General features: G+C 36.3%; 14 protein-coding genes. 10 read left to right on the top strand and 4 right to left on the bottom strand.

Annotated features, from left to right (window positions below; translation table 11 throughout):
* The first annotated feature begins 248 nt into the window (after nt 1-248).
* The 7 genes from FFM66_RS09300 to FFM66_RS09270 all read left to right on the top strand — a co-directional run bounded on the left by FFM66_RS09300 (nt 249) and on the right by FFM66_RS09270 (nt 8,127).
* Nucleotides 249-623: a MerR family transcriptional regulator gene (locus FFM66_RS09300; protein WP_048604699.1), complete on the top strand. Its 375-nt coding sequence runs from the start codon at nt 249-251 to the stop codon at nt 621-623.
* 37 nt (nt 624-660) lie between these two features.
* A complete protein-coding gene (gene glnA, locus FFM66_RS09295; protein ID WP_048604700.1) occupies nt 661-2,001 on the top strand; it encodes a type I glutamate--ammonia ligase in 1,341 nt (446 codons plus the stop codon).
* A 246-nt stretch (nt 2,002-2,247) separates the two neighbouring features.
* Complete coding sequence (gene pyrG / locus FFM66_RS09290) at nt 2,248-3,855, top strand: CTP synthase (protein ID WP_137605732.1); 1,608 nt, start codon at nt 2,248-2,250, stop codon at nt 3,853-3,855.
* 321 nt (nt 3,856-4,176) lie between these two features.
* Nucleotides 4,177-5,046, top strand: coding sequence for a class II fructose-bisphosphate aldolase (locus tag FFM66_RS09285; RefSeq protein ID WP_048604702.1), 870 nt, complete (start codon nt 4,177-4,179; stop codon nt 5,044-5,046).
* A gap of 170 nt (nt 5,047-5,216) precedes the next feature.
* Nucleotides 5,217-6,473 (top strand): UDP-N-acetylglucosamine 1-carboxyvinyltransferase, encoded by a 1,257-nt coding sequence (murA, locus tag FFM66_RS09280; protein ID WP_048604703.1) that lies wholly within the window; start codon nt 5,217-5,219, stop codon nt 6,471-6,473.
* Nucleotides 6,470-7,765, top strand: a complete 1,296-nt coding sequence (gene rho, locus FFM66_RS09275; RefSeq protein ID WP_048604704.1) for a transcription termination factor Rho — start codon at nt 6,470-6,472, stop codon at nt 7,763-7,765. The genes murA and rho overlap by 4 nt, the downstream gene beginning before the upstream one ends.
* 98 nt (nt 7,766-7,863) lie before the next feature.
* Complete coding sequence (locus FFM66_RS09270) at nt 7,864-8,127, top strand: type B 50S ribosomal protein L31 (protein ID WP_137605734.1); 264 nt, start codon at nt 7,864-7,866, stop codon at nt 8,125-8,127.
* A 31-nt stretch (nt 8,128-8,158) separates the two neighbouring features.
* On the opposite strand, the gene FFM66_RS09265 is transcribed toward FFM66_RS09270, so the two are convergent.
* The 4 genes from FFM66_RS09265 to FFM66_RS09250 form a co-directional block, all read right to left on the bottom strand.
* Nucleotides 8,159-9,382 carry a site-specific integrase gene (locus tag FFM66_RS09265; RefSeq protein WP_246038434.1) on the bottom strand — a complete coding sequence of 408 codons (1,224 nt, stop codon included), beginning with the start codon at nt 9,380-9,382 and terminating at the stop codon, nt 8,159-8,161.
* Between the two features lie 94 nt (nt 9,383-9,476).
* Nucleotides 9,477-9,752, bottom strand: a complete 276-nt coding sequence (locus FFM66_RS09260) for a DNA-binding protein (protein WP_077452078.1) — start codon at nt 9,750-9,752, stop codon at nt 9,477-9,479.
* A 21-nt stretch (nt 9,753-9,773) separates the two neighbouring features.
* The gene (locus FFM66_RS09255) at nt 9,774-10,616 is read right to left on the bottom strand and encodes a rolling circle replication-associated protein (protein ID WP_137605731.1); all 843 of its coding nucleotides are present in this window, start codon (nt 10,614-10,616) and stop codon (nt 9,774-9,776) included.
* A gap of 206 nt (nt 10,617-10,822) precedes the next feature.
* A complete protein-coding gene (locus tag FFM66_RS09250) occupies nt 10,823-11,173 on the bottom strand; it encodes a hypothetical protein (protein ID WP_137605730.1) in 351 nt (116 codons plus the stop codon).
* Nucleotides 11,174-11,352: 179 nt separating this feature from the next.
* On the opposite strand from FFM66_RS09250, the gene FFM66_RS09245 reads away from it, so the two are divergent.
* From FFM66_RS09245 to FFM66_RS09235, 3 genes are all read left to right on the top strand, one after another.
* Nucleotides 11,353-12,216, top strand: a complete 864-nt coding sequence (locus FFM66_RS09245) for a helix-turn-helix domain-containing protein (RefSeq protein ID WP_137605729.1) — start codon at nt 11,353-11,355, stop codon at nt 12,214-12,216.
* A 648-nt stretch (nt 12,217-12,864) separates the two neighbouring features.
* Nucleotides 12,865-15,270, top strand: coding sequence for an nSTAND3 domain-containing NTPase (locus tag FFM66_RS09240; protein ID WP_137605728.1), 2,406 nt, complete (start codon nt 12,865-12,867; stop codon nt 15,268-15,270).
* A 281-nt stretch (nt 15,271-15,551) separates the two neighbouring features.
* On the top strand, nt 15,552-17,426 hold the full coding sequence (locus FFM66_RS09235) for an ATP-dependent nuclease (RefSeq protein WP_137605727.1): 1,875 nt from the start codon (nt 15,552-15,554) through the stop codon (nt 17,424-17,426).
* The last annotated feature ends 423 nt before the right edge of the window (nt 17,427-17,849 follow it).

Here is a 17,849-nt window from a genome sequence, read left to right as displayed (position 1 = left end):
CAAATGCTTTTTGTTATAAAAAAATATTTAGTGTCCTTACTCGATTTGAGTAACAACACTAAATATTATAGAACCGAAATAGCTAGAAGAGTCTTCTGCGGAGGGCTCTTTTTTTGTTGTCGGAATTATTTTTAATAAAAAAATCGCTCATGTCAGTTTTTCTTACATAAAACTATTGACAGCTTTTTTTTGAATTGGTATAGTTATCACAAGTTCAAAAGCAAGTCTATCATGAGAGGAGAGAAATTATGCGGGAAAAAGAGTTACGCCGCTCAATGTCTGTGTTTCCAATTGGTACAGTGATGAAATTAACTGATTTGACGGCGCGTCAAATTCGATATTATGAAGAGCAGGATTTGATTCATCCGGAGAGAAGCGAAGGCAATCGCCGAATGTATTCATTAAATGATATCGATATCTTGTTGGAAATCAAAGACTATCTCTCTGAAGGGTTGAATATGGCGGGGATCAAACATGTGTACCAAATGAAGCTACAAGAAGTTTCTGAGGAAGCAAAATCGTTGACTGACGAAGATGTACGCCGAATATTCTATGATGAGCTGCTTTCACAAGGCGGACTGACACCGCAAAGTCCGTTTCAACAAAAAGGACCGCGGATGTAAAAAAGCGAAAGCTGAAAAATGAAGGGGAAGGGATACCATGCCAAAAACGCAAAATACAAAGGAAGATATCAGACGAATCGTAGAAGAGGAGAATGTTCGCTTTTTACGACTCATGTTTACGGATATCATGGGAACAATCAAAAACGTAGAAGTACCAGTGAGTCAATTAGACAAAGTTTTAGATGATAAAATGATGTTTGACGGTTCATCCATTGAAGGATTTGTTCGAATCGAAGAAAGTGATATGTATCTTTATCCTGATTTGACCACATGGATGATTTTTCCATGGGAAAGCGAACATGGCAAGGTTGCCCGCTTGATCTGTGACATTTATAATCCAGAAGGAAAACCATTTGCTGGTGATCCTCGCGGCAATTTGAAACGTGCGTTGTCAGACATGAAAGCACTTGGTTTTACTTCCTTTAACCTTGGGCCAGAACCTGAATTTTTCTTATTTAAATTAGATGAAGATGGCGAAATCACCATGGATCTAAACGACAAAGGCGGTTATTTCGATTTTGCTCCGACAGACCTTGGCGAAAACTGTCGTCGGGATATCGTGCTGGAATTAGAAAAGCTTGGCTTTGAAGTAGAAGCTTCCCACCATGAAGTTGCACCAGGACAACATGAAATCGACTTTAAATATGCCGATGTGATTGAAGCCTGTGACAATATCCAAACCTTCAAATTAGTCGTTAAAACGATTGCCCGCAAACATGGTCTGCATGCGACCTTCATGCCAAAACCATTATTTGGTATCAATGGCTCAGGAATGCATTGCAACATGTCTCTGTTTAAAGGAGACGAAAATGTTTTTTATGATGAAAAAGGGGACATGCAGTTAAGCCAAACAGCCTACTATTTCTTGGGCGGCTTGATTGAACATGCACGGGCATACACAGCTGTCTGCAACCCAATCGTCAATTCTTACAAACGTTTGGTTCCGGGATATGAAGCGCCTGTTTATGTGGCATGGTCAGGACGCAACCGCTCCCCATTAATCCGCGTGCCAGAATCTCGCGGTTTGTCTACTCGTTTGGAATTACGTTCAGTCGATCCTTCTGCTAACCCTTATTTGGCAATGGCTGTCTTGCTGCAAGCCGGCTTAGACGGTATCCGCAATGAAATCACGCCGCCACCAGCAGTGGACCGCAACATTTATGTGATGAATGAAGCAGAACGTGAAGCGGCTCAAATCAAAGACCTTCCTTCCACAATCCATAACGCAATCAAAGAATTGCGCAAAGATCCTGTGATGGTGGATGCATTAGGCAAACATATTTTTGCTAATTTTGTAGAAGCAAAACGGCTGGAATGGGCATCCTTCCGCCAAACTGTTTCTGAATGGGAAAGAGAACAATATTTAGAATTATACTGATCCTCCTTGAAAAAAAGTGTACCGCTGAGTCGATTTGCTCAGCGGTTTTTTATGAAAATGCTGAAAGGATTGACATTATTTTCTTGACATTTTCATACGGGGATTGTATTATTCTGCTTGGGCACCCTTGAAAAAAGGGGCAAAAGGTCTGGATATTATGCTCCCTATTCATTTATGGATAGGGAGCTTCTTTCTTTTTTACAGCACCTTTTCCTGCGAAAAAATGTAGAAGGAGTTTTTCAATTTATGACAAAATATATTTTTGTAACAGGTGGCGTCGTTTCGTCGATCGGTAAAGGGATCGTGGCAGCTTCACTAGGACGTTTGCTAAAAAACCGCGGATTGAAAGTGACAATCCAAAAGTTTGACCCATACATCAATGTCGATCCTGGAACCATGAGTCCATACCAACACGGAGAAGTTTTCGTGACAGACGATGGTGCGGAAACCGATTTAGATCTAGGACATTATGAACGATTCATTGATATCAATTTGAACAAATATTCAAATGTTACCACCGGAAAAATTTATTCGGAAGTTTTACGCAAGGAACGAAAAGGCGAATACTTAGGGGCAACTGTCCAAGTTATTCCGCATATCACAAATGAAATCAAAGAAAAAATCATGCGGGCAGCTAAAATGACGGATTCAGATATCATTATCACCGAAGTCGGTGGAACCGTTGGCGATATCGAATCGTTGCCATTTTTAGAAGCGTTGCGTCAAATGAAGGCAGATGTCGGTGCGGACAATGTGATGTATATTCACACCACCTTGATTCCTTACTTGCGAGCAGCCGGTGAAATGAAAACAAAACCTACCCAACACAGTGTGAAGGAATTACGTAGTTTAGGTATTCAACCAAATATCTTGGTGGTACGGACAGAATTACCAGTTTCTCAAAGTATCAAAAATAAATTGGCACAATTTTGTGACGTTGCACCGGAAGCTGTAATTGAATCCCGTGACGTAGAAACCCTTTATTCGATTCCATTGGCATTGCAAGCGCAAGGAATGGATCAAATCGTTTGTGACCATTTGAAATTAGATGTTCCACAAGCAGACATGACAGAATGGCGAGCATTAGAAGAACGGGTTTTACATTTGAAGAAGAAAACAAAAATTGCATTGGTAGGAAAATATGTTGAACTACCTGATGCTTATATCTCTGTTGTTGAAGCCTTGAAGCATTCAGGATTTGCCTATGATTCAGATATCGAAATCGATTGGGTGAAAGCCCAAGAAGTGACGGCAGATAATGTACATGCCTTACTTAAGGATGCAGATGGAATTTTAGTTCCCGGCGGTTTTGGCGATCGCGGAATCGAAGGGAAAATCGAAGCTATCAAATATGCTCGGGAAAATGATGTACCATTCTTAGGTATCTGCCTAGGCATGCAAATGGCCTGTGTGGAATTTGCGCGAAATGTGGTTGGTTTAGAAGATGCCAACTCTGCTGAAACAGATCAAAATACACCAAACAATATCATTGATTTAATGGCGGATCAGGAAAATGTCGAAAATCTTGGTGGAACTTTACGCTTGGGTCTGTACCCATGTAAAGTGAAAAAAGGCACAGTGACGGCAACTGCTTATGATGAAGAAGAAGTCGTACAGGAACGTCACCGTCACCGGTATGAATTCAACAACAACTACCGTCAAATGTTTGAAGCCCACGGATTGGTATTCTCCGGTGTTTCACCAGACAATCGCTTAGTGGAAATCATTGAATTACCAGAGAAAAAATTCTTCGTCGGCTGCCAATTCCATCCAGAATTGATTTCTCGTCCAAATCGTCCCCAAAAATTAATCAAGGCGTTTGTTGGCGCAGCTTTGGCTGAACATGAAGCGTAGATTTTTCAAAAAGGAGACTTGCTCTTTCCATTTTTAAGGAGGAACAGCATTCTCACATGAAAAAATTCGTGAAAAATGGCTGAAACAGTTTCAAATGGATGTTATCTTAACCCGTAGAAAAACAGATAAATAACTAGAGAAGACTGAAATCTTTTCAGAAAATAAAATGAAAAGGTCTGATATTTTAATTCGTTCAGTCAATTATTGAAAGTCAAATTTCATCTTTTTAGTAGCAAAGTAGGCAAATGTTTGCTAAAATGGAAGCGTTGGTTAAGCTTGCTTAACAAATAAAGTTTATCAAAAACTTAGGAGGAATTTTTTATGCCAGTAGTATCAGGAGCAGAATTCTTAAAAGCTGCACGTAAAGGCGGATATGCAGTTGGTGGATTTAACACAAACAACTTAGAATGGACCCAAGCAATTCTAAAAGCCGCAGAAGCTAAAAAAGCACCAGTTCTTATTCAAACTTCAATGGGCGCTGCAAAATACATGGGCGGATACAAAGTTGCTAAAGATATCATCACAAACTTAGTTGATTCAATGGGTATCACTGTACCAGTTGCAATCCACTTAGACCATGGTGACTATGAAGCTGCTTTAGAATGTATCGAAGTTGGCTATACTTCAATCATGTTTGATGGTTCTCATCTTCCATTTGAAGAAAACTTGAAATTAGCTAAAGACGTTGTTGAAAAAGCTCACGCTAAAGGTATTTCTGTTGAATGTGAAGTTGGTTCAATCGGCGGAGAAGAAGACGGCATCATCGGTGCTGGCGAATTAGCTGACGTTGACGAATGTGTACAAATGGTTGCTACAGGTATCGATTACCTAGCATGTGGTATTGGTAACATCCACGGCGTTTACCCAGAAAACTGGAAAGGTCTAGCATTTGACCATTTACAAGCAATTGCTGACGCTGTAGGTTCTGATGTTCCTCTAGTATTACACGGCGGATCAGGAATTCCTAAAGAACAAATCCAAAAAGCTATCTCAATGGGTATCTCAAAAGTTAACGTAAATACAGAATTCCAATTATCATTTGCTAAAGCAACTCGTGAATACATCGAAGCTGGCAAAGATAAAGAAGGAAAAGGCTTTGACCCTCGTAAATTGTTGGCACCAGGTGTTGCTGCAATCGTTAAAGATGCTGAAGAACATATCGACTGGTTCGGTTCAGCAAACAAAGCTTAATTAAGTATCAATCAACGGTGCGGAGAAATCCGTGCCGTTTTTTTTTTTATCAATTGAAGGAAAGACAGCCATTTTTGCTAAAGAAATTTGCAGGAAAGGGTTGTCTCTTTTTTCTTTAATTGGGGTATGTTAAAATTGTCGTGGTACATAAGTTTTCAAAAGGAGAATATATGAAAAAAATTATTATTCGCGGCGGTCGGCCTCTAAAAGGTGAGGTAACGATTAGCGGTGCCAAAAATAGTGCAGTTGCCTTGATTCCGGCAGCGATTCTTGCTGATTCACCGGTGATTCTAGAAGGTGTTCCCGATATTCAAGACGTTCACTCTTTGATTGAAATTTTAGAAATCATGGGCGTAAAAACACATTTTGCAGATAATCAATTAGAAATCGACCCACGAGGAATCGTTTCAATTCCTATGCCTAGCGGAAAAATCAACAGCTTACGGGCTTCTTATTATTTTATGGGTGCGTTGTTAGGAAAATTCGGCGAAGCTGTCGTTGGATTGCCTGGCGGATGTTATTTAGGACCACGGCCTATTGATTTGCATTTTAAAGGTTTTGAAGCATTAGGTGCTTCTGTGGCAAACGAACATGGTGCGATTTATCTGCGTTCTGACAAATTAAAAGGGGATCGGATTTTCTTAGATATGGTCTCAATCGGCGCAACAATTAATGTGATGTTGGCGGCGGTCAAGGCAGAAGGAAAAACAGTCATCGAAAATGCCGCTCGTGAACCAGAAATTATTGATGTTGCAACACTTTTGAACAATATGGGTGCTAAAATTCGCGGTGCTGGTACAAATGAGATTCGTATCGAAGGCGTCAGTGAACTCCACGGCTGCCGTCACTCGATTATTCCTGATCGAATTGAAGCCGGAACTTATCTGTCTTTAGCAGCAGCGATGGGCGCAGGCATCAAGGTCAACAATGTTATTTATGAACATTTAGAAAGCTATATCGCCAAATTAGAAGAAATCGGTGTACCGATGGAAATCAGCGAAGACACCATTGAAGTTTTTCCCGTTCAAGAATTGAAACCTACCAACCTTAAAACCTATCCTTATCCCGGCTTTGCGACAGATCTGCAACAACCAATCACTCCACTTCTATTGAAAGCTGCCGGAACTTCCGAAGTGATCGATACGATTTATGCCAAACGAACCAATCATATCCCAGAACTTGTGCGAATGGGTGCTAATGCCCAGGTAGAAGGCAACATGGTGATTATCAACGGTCCCAGCAAGCTGCACGGTGCAGAAGTCGTGGCTTCGGATTTACGGGCGGGGGCGTGTTTAGTTATCGCCGGTTTGATGGCAGAAGGAACAACGACCATCACAAATGTTGAATATATTTTGCGGGGATACGATCATATCATCGAGAAACTGACTGCATTAGGTGCAGATATTGAAATGAAGGAGCAACTATGAGCGACTACTTAACAATGGCGGAACTGGAAAACAGTACGCTAAAAGAAATCTACACCTATGCTAAAGAATTTAAAATTCCTTATTACAGTCAAATGAATAAAAAAGAATTGGCGTTGGCGGTTATTCGGGCGCAAGCGGAGAAGCAGGGCTTCTTTTACATGGAAGGGATTTTAGACATTGTTGGGCAAGATGGGTACGGCTTTTTGCGGCCAATCAATTATGGACCGAGTGCGGAAGATATTTATATTTCTTCCTCCCAGATTCGTCGATTCAGTTTGCGTAATGGTGATAAAGTCGCCGGAAAAGCTCGACCACCAAAAGAATCCGAACGTTATTATGGTTTGATGCATGTTGAAAGCGTGAATGGCAAAGATCCTGAAGAAGCCAAAGAACGGCCCCATTTTCCAGCCCTTACACCTTTATATCCAAACCGTCATTTGACTTTGGAAACAACGCCGGGGCGTTTGGCTACCCGAATGATCGATATTTTTGCACCAGTAGGATTTGGTCAGCGGGGCCTGATTGTAGCGCCGCCAAAAGCCGGAAAAACCAGTGTCTTAAAGGAAATCGCCAACGGTATCACGGATAATTTTCCGGAGGTTGAACTGATTGTCTTGTTGATTGATGAACGACCAGAAGAAGTGACTGATTTGGAACGTAGTGTCAAAGGGGATGTGGTATCTTCTACCTTTGACTTGCAGCCAAGCAACCATACTCGAGTGTCGGAATTGGTTTTAGAACGTGCAATGCGTTTAGTTGAAGATAAGCGGGACGTCGTTATTCTCATGGACAGTATCACTCGTTTGGCCCGTGCCTACAATTTAGTTGTACCGCCAAGCGGTCGAACACTGAGTGGTGGAATCGATCCAGCTGCTTTGTATAAACCTAAGAAATTTTTCGGTGCTGCTCGGAATATCGAAGAAGGCGGCAGTCTGACGATTTTGGCGACAGCTTTAGTGGATACTGGCAGTCGAATGGATGACGTGATTTATGAAGAATTCAAAGGAACGGGGAATATGGAATTGCATCTTTCTCGTGATCTCTCGGAACGACGAATCTTCCCGGCGATTGATATCAAAAAGTCCGGAACTCGAAAAGAAGAACTATTGATGACGGCCGAACAATTGGAAGAAACCTGGAAATTGCGGAATAATATGAGTGGTGATTCATTGGAATACACTGAGCAGTTTGTTCAATTTTTAAAGAAAACCAAAAGTAACGAACAGTTGTTTTCTGCTTTTCAAGAAGTTTCTTTTGGAAAAAAAGCACCAAAAAGAAATCCGAAAAGATAATTGCAACTTCTCAGCAAACATGATACTATGTTACTGTTGTAAATTGACAAATAACTCTGGCGCAGCAAATGAACCAGGGCAAAGGAGCGAAAAAAATCATGAAACAAGAAATCCATCCAAATTATCATCCAGTCGTATTTATGGATTCAACAACAGGCTTCAAATTCTTGTCAGGTTCTACTAAGAACTCTCAAGAAACTGTTGAATGGGAAGACGGAAACACTTATCCATTGGTACGTGTCGAAGTAACTTCTGACTCACATCCATTCTATACTGGACGTCAAAAATTTACCCAAGCAGATGGCCGTGTCGACCGTTTCAACAAAAAATACGGTCTCAAAGACAAGAACGCTGCACAATAAGAAAAACGCTGATATATCAACGTTTAGCAGACTATCTGATAGGGATAGTCTGCTTTTTTTCGCTTTTGACCATACTTTTGACCTTCTGCAAGTTTCCTTGATTTTCCTCTGTGGAACTCATGAAATCTGCAAAACGATTTGCCGTTTCTTCGGTCTGTCTTTTTGTAACATGGGTGTAGATATCCATGGTCGTTTTAATATCTGTGTGTCCAAGGCGAACTTGAACTTCTTTGAGTGAAGCGCCGGATTCAAATAGCAAACTACAATGAGTATGACGAAAGCCATGAGGTGTGATCCGTTTTAAGTTGTTCTCTTTTATAATGATTTTTAAGTTGTGATTTACATAGTCTAAATACAATGGTTTATTTTCTTCTGATACAAATAGGAGTTGTTCCCCATTTTTTGTCGGTTTGATTCCCATTTTTAGAAAATATTCTTTTTGCTTCAATTGCCATCGTTTAATCACTTGTAATGTTTCAGAGTCTATCGAAATTGTTCGAAGGCTCTTTTCTGTTTTTGGAACTTGAAATTTAATTTCCCATTTGTCACAAGTAGCTAAAGTTTGTTTGACGGAAAGGGTTCTTTTCTCAAAATCAATGTCTTTCCAACGTAAGGCTAAGAGTTCACCTTTACGTAATCCTGTAAAAGCTAAAATCCGAAAAATCGGATAAATCGGATCTGGATAGTTTTTCGCAATTTCGAGGAACTCCAATAGTTCTTCCTTTTCATAGTAAGGTGCGGAATAGCGTTCTTCGTCAATTCGTTTCTTACGTTTTGGACGAATCACAGCATCCATGGGATTATTCCGAATAAGACGTAAACTCAAAGCATATTTGAAAATGGAGGAAGTCAAACCAATCAAATTGGAATACTTTTTGTAGTAGCTATACCAATGATTTACTTGTTTTTGACAGTATGGGATTGAAATTCTTGAGATTTTCAAATTACCAAAGAGAGGGAAGATATGCTTTTTGTAAGCTAATTTTTGGGCGACATAGGTACTTTCACGAACCGTATTTTTGTATTGTTCAAACCACTCATCTGCCAATTCTGAAAAAGGACGTTGTGAATCTGTCACTACATCATTTTCTTCTACTTGCACCATCAAGCGATTGTAAGCTTTTCTGGCTTCTTTTGGTGATTTAAACCCACGCTTGGTGGTGTATTTCTTTTTTCCTGTAACAGGATCAATGCCAAGATAGGCTTTGAACATATAGGCGATTGTGCCATTTTTCTTTTGATATTTTTTGATCATAATTGTCTCCTTTGATTCACTCGCCAGTATATCAAAGAGAAGATTTACTCCTTTCTTATGGGTATCATAGGCAGCCACAACAAGTAAGTCAAGGCTAGATTTTTAAACTATCTAAAAATAGTTTTACATCTTCACGGTCAAATCGAGTTTCTTTCCCAAAAGGAATGATTTTTAAACCATGATTAATCCAACTATTGAGGCGAGTATCCCCAATTTTTAGGTGTTGCTTTAATTGTTTCCTTGTTGGATAGGGAGGCAACTCGTTTAAGTTTGGTTGTTGCGTTTGTTCTTCCTCAATTTTTTGCTTTGTTAATTGAACAAGTTCTTCAATTATTTCTTGATTGAATTCAATCGGTACAGTAACAGTCATATTTTTACCTACTTTCGAGATTCATTTTTTTATTTTTGTATAGCGGACAATGCTTTCTTGAAAATCCATCACTTGTTCAGGATGTCCACCTTCATTTACAGCATTGTAAAAAATTGGGCGCCTTACGAGATACTCATTGGTATAAAGCACGTCTTGATTTGTGGCATCAAAAGGTTGCTCCACCAGTTGTTTTGTGACGCTGGGTATTTTGAGGTTGCGGGATTTGAAGAAGGCTTTTTTCTTATGCTCTTTCATATCCAAATCCTTATCGAAATATTTGCTGATGTAGCGCCCGCGATTTTCGATACTATCCACATCAATCTTGTTGATTTTGACAAATCCATGTCCCCAGATCGTAGTAAGGCGATTGACGGAGATAAAAGGAAAGTCAAACAGGATAATGTGGTAATGAATCGCACCTCGTTCTTGTTTTTCCCACGTGGCAAGGTATTTTAGGTTTGCTTTCTTTGTATGGTAGAGTTCGTAATTGAGTCGTTTGATAAATTTTTTGAATTCATTATTCGCATAGGAAATGTCTTGAATGTTTTCTCTGAAAGTGAGGGTTAAAAATTTCGTCTGATTGTCAAAGTTCATATCCACGAGTCGGGCAATTTCAAAGCGCATATTCTGATAATATTTTTGTTTTCGTTTTAAACTGTCGTATTGCCCTTGCGCAGATAATTCATCATAGTTTTTTCTTTTATCAGTAGTCGTATTTTCTTCATAAAGCCAAGCGAGTTCTTCTTTTCGTTTTGGATTGGTTTCACTTTTTTCTGTTTTTTGTTTGGGAGTAATGATTGCTTCATAATCATAAATTTCAAGGTACGTGGGAGTCTCAATGATTTTCTGATTATAAGCTTTCAAAAATCATCACTCCTTGATGCGTATTCAGTTGTCAAAGAACCATCATTTTTCGCCTGATGTTGTTCTATAAATCAAGTTAAGGGGAAGTCCTGCGTGGCAGTCCTTCCAGCCTATGTGTTTATTGGGCGGTCTTAACGGACAGAAACGGCTCTGTGGGCGCTGCCCCGCCGTTCCCGTCCTAACCACCCAACAAACCCATAGGAGAATTAGATTTGTGAAGTATTGCCTTGTTTTTTCGGAAGCAAAGTTGCCGCATCTGCCGTTGCTGATAAACCGTAGCTGACAAATTGACCATTTGAACGTCCCCAAGGAGAAATTTCTAAATTAGTAAACGTAACCATGGCTAAACCTTGTTGAGTAAGTTCTTCAAGAGTAATCACAGGATGTTCGGATTTGACTTTGACACTGATTTTTTCGTAGCGGAGTTTTGGTAGGATACATTCATAACTCCAACCTAGAATTTCGCCGTCTTTCTGCCAGCGAGTGACATTGACGACTTGGTATTCTTTTTCGAGTTTTTCTTTTGGTAAAGTGAGATCGTTGATTTTAATTGGCATAATAGCCCTCCTTTTTAATATACGATAATTTATACGATTAGTTAAAAAAATATAGACAGCCATCTATGATTTGTATTTTATACGTTTGTTTATACGAAGTCAAGTGATTTTATCAAAAAATGTATACGAAATTTTATACGAGTGATATAATGGAAAAAAGAACAAGGAGGAAGTAGTCTATGTTTGGTTTATTACAACCTGATAAAGTGAAAGTGGGACAGCGAATTAAGGAAATAAAAGAGAGTATGAATCTGTCCTTTACGGAGTTAGGCAATCGCTTGGGTGTAAAGAAACCAACGATTAGCTCATATGTTCAAGGCTATGCGCTAGCTCCTGAAAACGTGATTAATCAATTGTCTAGTATTAGTGGGAGACCTGTAGGCTGGTTTTATTTTGGTGAGATTGAAGAATATATTGCGGACTACTTGCGGTTAAAAGGACAAATCACGATTGTCCAAGATTACCCAGAAGTCGTGAAAAAAATCAAAGAAGAATTCTATACCGGAGAATTTAAAAATCCAGGTTGGGAAAACGAGGTAGGATATCCTTGTGAAGAATTCATTGATGATTATTTTTATGAATTACAGCAAGAAGTAATCAAGAAAGAAATCCAGAAATTGACAACTTATGAAATCAATCAGTTGCCGATTGCCGATGAATTATCTAAACAGAAGAAAGATGAGGCAGTCACCGTTATTACGAGTGGAATCATCGAATACATGGATGTAGCCGGTGAATTTAATTATGAAAAAAAAGATGATATGATGAAACTGGTTAAGCAGGAAGTCGATAAGTACGATTTTTTTGCGGATAGTAATTTTGAAGATCGATATTTAGTGGGGAAACTAATTAATATCTTGGCAGATTATCAAAAAACCGAAGAATTAATCAATCGATTGTCCGAAGAACTGACGAATAAATCTTTTTCAGGACGGTTTGGAGGAGAAGAATTGATAGAGGCATTTGAAACATTACGACCAGCATTGATTAATTTGTATAGTAAGACTAATACAGAGCAATTAGAAGAGTGGTTTATTGAATAAAAATAAATGTATTGAAAGCATTGCATAGTGAAAGCGGAATCCATATATGGCTGGGGCGTTACAGGGTAAAAGTTTCTTAATTGTATAAGACCCTCGAAAATTTATTGCTGATTCTTCAGTACGACGTTCACCAATATAGGCGTAAGTATCTATTGATGAATAGATAAAATTCTAGGTGCAATAAGAATATGAAATCGGATACTATTAAAGCAGATTTAATAATTAAAGAGATTAAGATCCAGTTTAGGGTATAGTATGTCCCAATTTGGATATGTAATGAGAGGTAATCCAAATATTATTTGTGATGAAGCAATTTAAGGAGACAGTCAAAAATGTAGGTAAATTACTCTATAATGATCTTATAATCTATGGTTAGCCATTCATGAACGGGGCACTTGAACGGACACTACGCAATAGGAAAAATCATGAGGAGGTATGATATTCTTCGTGATTCTTTCCCAGTAATAGGTGTATCAGGAAAATTATACTTTAAATGAGTTTTTAAGCTTATTGATTAGTTAAACACCAAGATACAATATTGATGATATTTAAACTAGTAGGCTAAGGGTATAAATAAAAAAAGATGGATGAAAAATAAAATTTTTAAATATCCATCAAAGATTATTTTTTCAGGGAGAAATCAGATATATGGATATTGGAATTAGAGCAGACGGCTTAACAACAACAGAGTTTGAAAATTTCGCTATTGAAATTACTAAGAAAAAATTTAATACTTCTAGCCTTCATAGTTTCAAAGAGGGAAAGGATGATGGAATAGACGGAATCGATGATATTGAATGTCCAAAGATCATTGTTCAAGCGAAGCGTTGGCAGGTAACAAAAAATCATAAGACAGCTGTTAGGTTATTAAAAGAAGAGGTTGATAAACTTTTATCTGCGAAAGTTAAGTACGGATGGAAAACTAAATTCAGGTATGTGATTGTAACAAGTATGGGATTGACACCAGCGGGATTGAAAGAAATTCGAGATTATGCAAATGAGAAGCTCCCACAAGTAATACCAAGTGATGATTACATTATTTTTGCATCTAGTTTAACAACTCTTTCACAAGATAAGGGTTTTAAAGATATTTTCGAAACATATGGATTGATTGAAAAATCTTTTTCAAAAGTCATAAAAAAACAAAAAATGGATAGTATTGAATTAGAATCGAAAGATTACTTTTCAGAGTTGGACTTTAATTATTTTGTTGAAACCATTTTTTTAGGAGAAGCTTATCATACTCTACAAAGAGAACATATTCTATTGATTCAAGGGCCTGCTGGAATTGGGAAGACAACAACTTGTGCAATGCTTGGAAATCTATTTTCTAATAATAACGAAAATAAATTTGATGTTATAGTTCGGAAAGTAGAAGACATCGATAATGTTTTGGAGCTATACAATAATAATTATAGAAATAATAGGAAAAGAAATCTGTTCATTGTTTTCGATGACTTTTTGGGACGTAATAAATTCGATGTCAGCGAAAGAATACTTCAAGATGTAAAAAAACTTTATTCAGCTTCGAAAAATTCAAATAATATTTTTATTTGCTTAAATTCTAGAACTCAAATTCTTCAGAATGCAAAAACGACGAATTTTGAATTTCAAAAATTAATTGATGAAAAATTTACAGAAGAAAAAAATTTTATTATCGATTTATCTAAATACTCTGAGATTGATAAAGCACATATTTTTAGAAAAACCTTTGAGAAAAAAAGGTCAATACTCAAGGAATTTGATAAAAGAGAACTTGAAGAAAAATATGATTTACTTAGAGGAAAAAATTGGAGAAAAATTATAAATCATAGAAACTATTTTCCAAGATTAGTTGAACTGATTGTAAATAACTTTAAAGAATCTGGAGAAAATTTTTATGATTATGTTGTGCATGTTCTAAATCATCCTACTAATCTGTACGATAATCTATTTGATAACTTGGAGCTTGAGGAAAAGTATTTATTATTTTCTCTGTTAATGTTTGACAATTATCCTGTGGAAGAAGAGTGGCTAAAAAAATCATTCAATACCTTAGATTTGGACCCAACCTTCAATTTGAAAAAATCTTTGCAAAAATTGGATGGATCTTGGATTACTTTTACCAAAGAAAGTTTTGATAGTGAAGCAAAGGTTGACTTTTTAAATCCAAGTATTATTGATTTTTTAAATGATAAGATAAACAATCTTATTAAAATGAGAAAAAATATAATTAATCGTTCCGTATATCTTCATCAACTTAGTAAACAATGTAACAAGATTACTTCGCTGCGTTTAGAAGCATCACATAAGTATTTCTTTACTAGATTACTAAACGACTGGAATGAATTTAATGATAAAACAGAATTTATTGGAGAAAAAATGATAGCTATCATATGTTTAGATAAATACGATACTTACGAAATGGAGTTTAGAGAACATCTGAGGACGTACGATGGAAAATATAGATTGAACAAATATTCAAATGGTTGGGGAGAAATTATTTTACAAATCTATTATTCCGAAAATATTAAGTTGAAGAAAGATTTCCTTCTAGCGCTTGAAGATGAAAAAATCGTTGATAATATTTTAAATAGTCATAACTTAAATTCAGAAGATCTTGATAATATTGTAAGAAATATCAATGAAATAGTAGATAAAATATTTTGGTTGGATGAGAAATACTATGCTAGCTGTGTTGAAAATTTAGACTTCTATTTTAAATTTCGAGACAAGAAAATCGAACTACTTCAAGAGTTTCTAGATGATGAAAATTCTCTAGAAGATATTGATTTCATAAATGATCCTAATAAATTTGACTTAGATTTTGAAGTTGATGGTCAAACCTATGAATTTATAGATAGGGTAAACAAAATGTTAAATGATGAATATGAATGGAAAGATATAGTTTCAGCGGAATTAAACTATTGGGATTTAAAAAGGAATCTCAGTGAATATTTGCAAAGAGAGCATGATTATCTGTCTTATGAAGATGATGCTTATGATAGGTGGAAAGATTCACAGCTTGAAGAAAGAGTTACAATTGAAAGTATATTAAACAAACCACTATCGTGAAAAAAAATTAATGAAAACTGAAGCGCTCGCTAAGTACTATATTCATACTCTAAGATTTACTTGGCTTCATAAATTCAGGCTTTCTATTAAGAATTCTGACGGATAGAACATATAGAGAAGTTATTACAGTTTGTTTCTTTTGTTAAATAGATAAAAGAAGTATTGCTGGCACTCTTTTTAGCACTAGGCAGATGAAAATTTCTATAGAACTACTATAGATGCATTTATAAAAGATAGCGAAAACAGTAACAAGTTATTCTGAATAATGCTAGGAGATAAAAATGAAAATTAAAAGTGTAAGAATCAAAAATTTTAGAGCTTTAAAAGATGTTCAAATTGAGTTCGAAGATATTACGACATTTATTGGTCCTAATGGTGCGGGGAAATCATCAATTATGTATGCATTAGATTGGTTTTTTAATGCTTATGGAAAGAATAATAATTTATCAGATGATGATTGCAATTGTAATAATGGTAATGAGATTTCAGTTGAGGTCATTTTTAATTGTTTAACTGAATATGACAAAGAGGTTTTAGGGGCATATGTAACTGACATTGAGGAGAATCTTGTAATAATAAAAACAAGAGGAAGTGGTGGAGAAGAACGGCTATCAGCAAATAGCATGGGATACCGACCATTTACTGAGATAAAAGAGTCAAAGACAGCTAAAGAAAAAAAGGATACTTTCAACCGACTTATCGAGACAGATGAAAATCTTTCCACTATACAAAAGGCTACGAGCAAAGTTGATGCTGAAACAAAAATGAGAGAGTTTGAAAATGCTCACAGAAACCTATTATCCAAAGTTCCTAGCCATTTAAGTACGGATTTTTTTGGCTTCAATGGTCAAGGAGTAATGAATAATAATTTTAGTTTTATTTTTATTAGTGCAAATTTGAGAGCGAACGAAGAGGCAAATGATGACAATAAGTCGAGTGTAATAAGTAGGATTATCGAAAGTACAATTGATCGAAAAGAGGCAGATGATAAAGTAAATGAGTTGTACACTACGATAACAGAAAATCAGAGGCAAGTTTATAACGAGGTTTATGGTCAGTTTCTAAAAGAGATTTCTAATAACATGAATGAAGTTATTTCACATTATACACTTAACAAAAAAGTTATAGTAACACCGAAAATGCCTAGTATAACCCCTCCTAAAGCTAGATTTGATATAAGTGTGGTAGATTTTATGGATGAAAATAATCAATATAGTGTAGATAGACAAGGACATGGGTTTCAACGTACATTAATAATATCTGCATTACAATATCTTGCTGAGTACGGTCGAGGTAGTGATAATAATGCGACGATTTGTCTTGCAATTGAAGAGCCTGAACTATATCAGCATCCTATTCAAACTAGAATATTTAATTCAGCTCTGCGCAAGATAATTTCTGATAACCCAGAAAAAACTCAAGTAATGTTCGCAACGCATAGTTCTATATTTATTGAAACAAAAGAAGTTCATAAGATTAGAAAAGTTAGTTGTGTAGAATCCGGAAGTGGGTCAGAAATCAAAAGTTTTTCTTTAAGTGATCTACAAGATTCTCTAAAAGAATATGTAAAAGAATCTACAATAAATAACCAAATTAAAAATATTTTAAGCAATAGTCTTTCAGAGGCTGTTTTTTCAGATAAAGCTATTTTACTAGAAGGGACAACTGACCATGCGTGTGTTAAAGGAGTTGTAGATTCTTTTTTTGGATCAAATTATTTTGAACGTTTAGGAATTAATTACGTAGTTTGTGGATCGAAAACTAATATTATTTTATATGCGCAAATACTAAAATTTTTTGGTATAAAGACATATGCAATCTTCGATGGGGATTATACTAAGAATAAAGATGGTAAAAATCAGGAAAATAACGCGAAACTAAACGGTAATATCACAGAGTATTTTTCAGGAGTGAGAATTGAAAATCCTAAGTCTACGATTTGTGATTTGTATACATCTTATGAAGAAAATTTGGAGGAAGAGTTAAGAAAATTTATACCTGATTTTGACGTGAAGTATCAAGTTCTTTGTGATAGAGCAGAAATATATACATCTAAGAATAGTGATATCTATTATGAAATGTTAAAAAATCAATCCTTTCAAAACAGTTTTTTTGAAGAGATGATAAATTCTATTAGAATGTGTTTAAATGGTTAGAGAGTGAATCATTAGGATCATATGACGAAAAAATAATACACTGGCGAGTATTTTTTGACCATACTTTTGACCTTCTCAATCAAATTTTACTGGGTTTCATTAGATTTTATAATTCCTCAAGAATGCCGTACTTACGCTTTTTTCTACCTATCAGATACCACCAGAAAGCAATCTGGCTCTCAATACGGTCTCAAAGACGCAAACGCTGCGGAATAATTTCATTTTTGAAATTAAAAAAGACTTTCCTTTTCGGAGGAAGGTCTTTTTTTGTGGAATCAATATTCATATTAACGGGAAATATTGAATAATTTTCGACAACTGCTGAATAGAATATGGTATAATACTAACGTTAAATAAAAAACGTTATTTTGGTTTGCTTGTTATCTCCACAACGATTATCAACGAATTTAGGTACAAAAAAAA

It is taken from the genome of Enterococcus songbeiensis (assembly GCF_005405265.1).
GTDB classification, from domain to species: domain Bacteria; phylum Bacillota; class Bacilli; order Lactobacillales; family Enterococcaceae; genus Enterococcus_C; species Enterococcus_C songbeiensis.
Note: the sequence above shows the minus strand (reverse complement) of the source record. Positions and strands in the feature narration are given on the sequence as shown.

What these genes read in the sequence shown, in the direction of transcription:
- FFM66_RS09300 (WP_048604699.1), top strand. Translation starts at nt 249, where the DNA reads ATGCGGGAAAAAGAGTTACGCCGCTCAATGTCTGTGTTTCCAATTGGT.
- glnA (WP_048604700.1), top strand. Translation starts at nt 661, where the DNA reads ATGCCAAAAACGCAAAATACAAAGGAAGATATCAGACGAATCGTAGAA.
- pyrG (WP_137605732.1), top strand. Translation starts at nt 2,248, where the DNA reads ATGACAAAATATATTTTTGTAACAGGTGGCGTCGTTTCGTCGATCGGT.
- FFM66_RS09285 (WP_048604702.1), top strand. Translation starts at nt 4,177, where the DNA reads ATGCCAGTAGTATCAGGAGCAGAATTCTTAAAAGCTGCACGTAAAGGC.
- murA (WP_048604703.1), top strand. Translation starts at nt 5,217, where the DNA reads ATGAAAAAAATTATTATTCGCGGCGGTCGGCCTCTAAAAGGTGAGGTA.
- rho (WP_048604704.1), top strand. Translation starts at nt 6,470, where the DNA reads ATGAGCGACTACTTAACAATGGCGGAACTGGAAAACAGTACGCTAAAA.
- FFM66_RS09270 (WP_137605734.1), top strand. Translation starts at nt 7,864, where the DNA reads ATGAAACAAGAAATCCATCCAAATTATCATCCAGTCGTATTTATGGAT.
- FFM66_RS09265 (WP_246038434.1), bottom strand. Translation starts at nt 9,382, where the DNA reads ATGATCAAAAAATATCAAAAGAAAAATGGCACAATCGCCTATATGTTC.
- FFM66_RS09260 (WP_077452078.1), bottom strand. Translation starts at nt 9,752, where the DNA reads ATGACTGTTACTGTACCGATTGAATTCAATCAAGAAATAATTGAAGAA.
- FFM66_RS09250 (WP_137605730.1), bottom strand. Translation starts at nt 11,173, where the DNA reads ATGCCAATTAAAATCAACGATCTCACTTTACCAAAAGAAAAACTCGAA.
- FFM66_RS09245 (WP_137605729.1), top strand. Translation starts at nt 11,353, where the DNA reads ATGTTTGGTTTATTACAACCTGATAAAGTGAAAGTGGGACAGCGAATT.
- FFM66_RS09240 (WP_137605728.1), top strand. Translation starts at nt 12,865, where the DNA reads ATGGATATTGGAATTAGAGCAGACGGCTTAACAACAACAGAGTTTGAA.
- FFM66_RS09235 (WP_137605727.1), top strand. Translation starts at nt 15,552, where the DNA reads ATGAAAATTAAAAGTGTAAGAATCAAAAATTTTAGAGCTTTAAAAGAT.